General features: G+C 74.0%; 4 protein-coding genes. All 4 read left to right on the top strand.

The genetic code is table 11. The annotated features are described in order from the left end of the window. The coding region (locus tag AB0M20_RS33250) for a zinc-binding alcohol dehydrogenase (RefSeq protein ID WP_364304299.1) at positions 1-801 on the top strand (801 nt) is incomplete at its 5' end. Then, on the top strand, positions 798-1,616 hold the full coding sequence (locus AB0M20_RS33245; RefSeq protein ID WP_364304298.1) for a sugar phosphate isomerase/epimerase family protein: 819 nt from the start codon (positions 798-800) through the stop codon (positions 1,614-1,616). The genes AB0M20_RS33250 and AB0M20_RS33245, both read left to right, overlap by 4 nt. Next, positions 1,613-2,905 carry a hypothetical protein gene (locus AB0M20_RS33240; RefSeq protein ID WP_364304296.1) on the top strand — a complete coding sequence of 431 codons (1,293 nt, stop codon included), beginning with the start codon at positions 1,613-1,615 and terminating at the stop codon, positions 2,903-2,905. The genes AB0M20_RS33245 and AB0M20_RS33240 overlap by 4 nt, the downstream gene beginning before the upstream one ends. Next, on the top strand, positions 2,902-3,436 hold a 535-nt coding region (locus AB0M20_RS33235), incomplete at its 3' end, for a glycogen debranching N-terminal domain-containing protein (protein WP_364304295.1). The genes AB0M20_RS33240 and AB0M20_RS33235, both read left to right, overlap by 4 nt.

The following is a 3,436-nucleotide window of genomic DNA, read 5'->3' as shown; positions in this document are numbered from 1 at the left end:
GGCCGGGTCGTCGAGGTCGCACCGGACGTCGCCGACGACCCCGGCCTGCCACCGGTCGGCGCGCACGTGTGGGGGATCTGGGGGCACCGCGCCGAGGCCGTCCTGCCCGCCGAGAAGCTGCGGGGTTGCACGGTCCCGGTGGGCCTGGACCCGATCGCGGCGACCTTCGCCCGGGTCGGCGCGGTCGCGCTCAACGCGGTGCTGGCCGCCGACATCCACCTCGGGGAGACCGTCGCGGTCTTCGGCCAAGGCGTACTGGGCCTGCTCACCACCCGGCTCGTGCGCCTGTCCGGCGGCACGGTGGTGGCGGTCGACGCGGTGCCCGGCCGCCTCGAGAAGGCTCTGGAGTACGGCGCCGACGCGGCTCTGGACGCGCGCGACGGCACGGCCGGGCAGCAGATCCGCAAGCTCACCGACGGCCGCGGCGCGGACGTGGCGATCGAGATCAGCGGCTCCTACCCGGCGCTGCACGAGGCGATCCGCGCGGTGGCGGTCGGCGGGCGGGTGGTGGCGTCGGGGTTCTACCAGGGCGACGGCGTCGGACTGCGCCTCGGCGACGAGTTCCACCACAACCGCGTCGGCCTGATCTGCTCGCAGATCGGCGGGGTGCCGCCGGCCGTCGCCGGGCGCTGGGACCAGGTCCGGCTGAACCAGACGTTTCTGCGGCTCGCCGCGGACGGCCGGATCGACCCCGTCGGGCTGGTCACCCACCGCATCCCGGTGCACGAGGCGGCGGCCGCGTACCGCATGCTCGACCGCAGTCCCCACGAGGCACTCCAGGTGGTGTTGACGTTCCCATGATCAAGATTTCCTGCCAGGAGCAGTTGCTGCCCGGCCGGACGCTGCAGGAGAAGTTCGAGTTCGCCCGCGGCGCCGGCTACGACGGCATCGAGCTGCGCGCCCGCGGCGGCTTCGCGTTCCGCGACCGCCTGTCGGAGCTGCGCCGGGCGGCCGGCGACGGAGTGCCCATGCCGTCGGTGTGCGTCGACATGCCGCACTTCTTCGCCGCCTTCGACCCCGATCTGCGCCGCGACGCCCTCGCCCAGCTCAAGTCGCAGCTGTCGGTGATCGCCGAGGTGGGCGGTCCGGGCGCGGTGGCCTGCACCCCCGCCTCCTGGGGCATGTTCTCCCGCCGGCTGCCGCCGTTCGAGCCGCCGCGCAATGAGCAGCAGGACCGGGCGGTCCTGCTCGACGGCCTCACCGAGCTCGGCGAGCACGCCCTGCGCGAGGGCGCGACGCTCGCCCTGGAGCCGCTCAACCGGTACGAGGATCACATGGTCAACCGGCTGGAGCAGGCGGTCGAGCTGATCGACACGGTCGGTCTGCCGTCGCTGGCGGTGCTGGCCGACACCTATCACATGAACATCGAGGAGGACGAGCCCACCTCGGCGCTGGTCCGGGCCGCCGAGCGGCTGGGCCACGTGCAGGTCAGCGACTCCAACCGCTTCCAGCCCGGTGCCGGGCACCTCGACTGGGCGGTCCTGCTCGGCACTCTCGACGCCGTCGGATACCAGGGCCATCTGGCGCTGGTGTGCCGGCTGCGCGGCGAACCGGCGGCCGCCGTCGCCGGCGTTCCCGGCTTCCTGCGGCGCCACGACGTCAGCGTGCCGGTATGACGGTCCGTACGGGACAGGATCTGGACCGGGCCGCACGGCGGGTTCTCGCGACGAACTGGCGCCGGCACGCCACCGTGCCGTCCGCATCGCTCTATCCACATCAGTGGAGCTGGGACTCAGCCTTCATCGCCATCGGGCTGCGCCACCTGTCGCCCGCCCGGGCGCAACGCGAGCTCGAATCGCTGTTCGGCGCCCAGTGGCGCGACGGGCGCGTGCCGCACATCGTCTTCGACCCGCACGTGCCCGCCGACGCCTACTTCCCCGGCCCGTCGTTCTGGCGCAGCGGCACCGCGCCGGGGTCGCCGGCGGTGCCGACCTCCGGCATCGTCCAGCCGCCGGCGCACGCGCTCGCCGCCTGGCTGACCTACCGCGCCGACCCGGCGACCGCCCGCGCCCGTGGATTCCTGCCCAGGCTCTACCCGCGACTGGTCGCGTGGCACCGCTATCTCGCGACCCGGCGCGACCTGACCGGCAGCGGGCTGATGTCGGTGGTGCACCCGTGGGAGTCCGGGATGGACAACAGCCCGGCCTGGGACGCACCGCTGTCGCGGGTCACGCCGGTGCCGGCCGGCGAGTTCACCCGTCGCGACCTCGCCCACGCCGCGGCCGCCGACCGGCCGACCGACGCCGACTACGGGCGCTACGTCCGGCTGGCGCGCGACTACCGCGACGCCGGATACGCCGACTCGCTGGCGGTGCACGGCTTCGCGGTCGAGGACCCGCTGTGCAACGCGCTGCTGGCCGCGGGCGAGCACGCGCTCGCGTCGATGGCGGCCGAGCTCGGCCGTGACCCCGAGCCGCACCGCTGCGCCGCCGCCCGGCTCACCCGCACCCTGACCGCGACCCTGTACGACCCTGCCGCCGGCACGTTCTTCCCCCGGGACGCACACACCGGCACGCTCATCCGGTCACATACGGTCGGCGGTCTCCTGCCCCTGGTCGTGCCGGATCTGCCGGTCGCGACCGAGCTGATCAAGACGGCGCTCGGCGACCGGTTCCGGCTCGGCGAAGCGTGCCCCCTGCCGTCGTACGACCTCACCGCCCACGACCACGAGCCGGGCCGCTACTGGCGCGGCCCCGGCTGGATCAACACCAGCTGGCTGTTCTGGCACGGACTGAACCTGCACGGTGAACCGTCGCTCGCCGACGACCTGCGCCACCGCCTGGTCGACCGGGTGCGCGACGGGGGCTTCCGGGAGTACTTCGACCCGCTGACCGGCGCCGGCCACGGCACCGACGAGTTCAGCTGGACGGCGGCGCTGATCCTCGACCTGATCCGGGCGCCGTGAGCGGGCACTCGATGGTCGCCGGCACCACCTGCCTGCTCACTGCCGCCCCCGGCGCCGACGTCACCGGCCTCGATCCGGACGGCTTCTTCGTCGACGACTGCCGGCACCTGTCACGGCTGGTGCTGACCGTACCCGGGGCGTCTCTGCGGGTGCTGCGCGGCGATCCCGGTTCGACGGTGTACGTGCCCGAGACCGGCCGGCACACCGATCCGCCGTACACGCTGGTCCGGCGCCGCCGGGTCGGTCCGGGCCGGCTGGTCGAGTCACTGGAGCTGACCAGCTTCGCCGCCGCACCGCTGACCGTCCAATTGGGATACGAGGTGGCGGCCGACTTCGCCGACCAGTTCGAGCTGCGCTCGGCGCGGGCCTTCGACAAGTCCGACGCGGTCCGCCGGGCCGAGGTGTCCGGCGGCCGGCTGATCTACTCGTACGCCCGGCGGGGTTTCACCCGCGCGACGACGGTCGATCCCGCGCCGGCCGCCGAGCTCACCCCGGACGGCATCCGGTGGTCGGTGGTGCTGCCGCCGCGCG

The organism is Actinoplanes sp. NPDC051633 (assembly GCF_040681735.1).
GTDB lineage: Bacteria > Actinomycetota > Actinomycetes > Mycobacteriales > Micromonosporaceae > Actinoplanes.
This window is presented reverse-complemented; position numbering and strand designations above follow the sequence as displayed.

Bases quoted from the DNA above. Each gene is read 5' to 3' on its own strand.
- AB0M20_RS33240 (WP_364304296.1), top strand. From the start codon at position 1,613: ATGACGGTCCGTACGGGACAGGATCTGGACCGGGCCGCACGGCGGGTT.
- AB0M20_RS33245 (WP_364304298.1), top strand. From the start codon at position 798: ATGATCAAGATTTCCTGCCAGGAGCAGTTGCTGCCCGGCCGGACGCTG.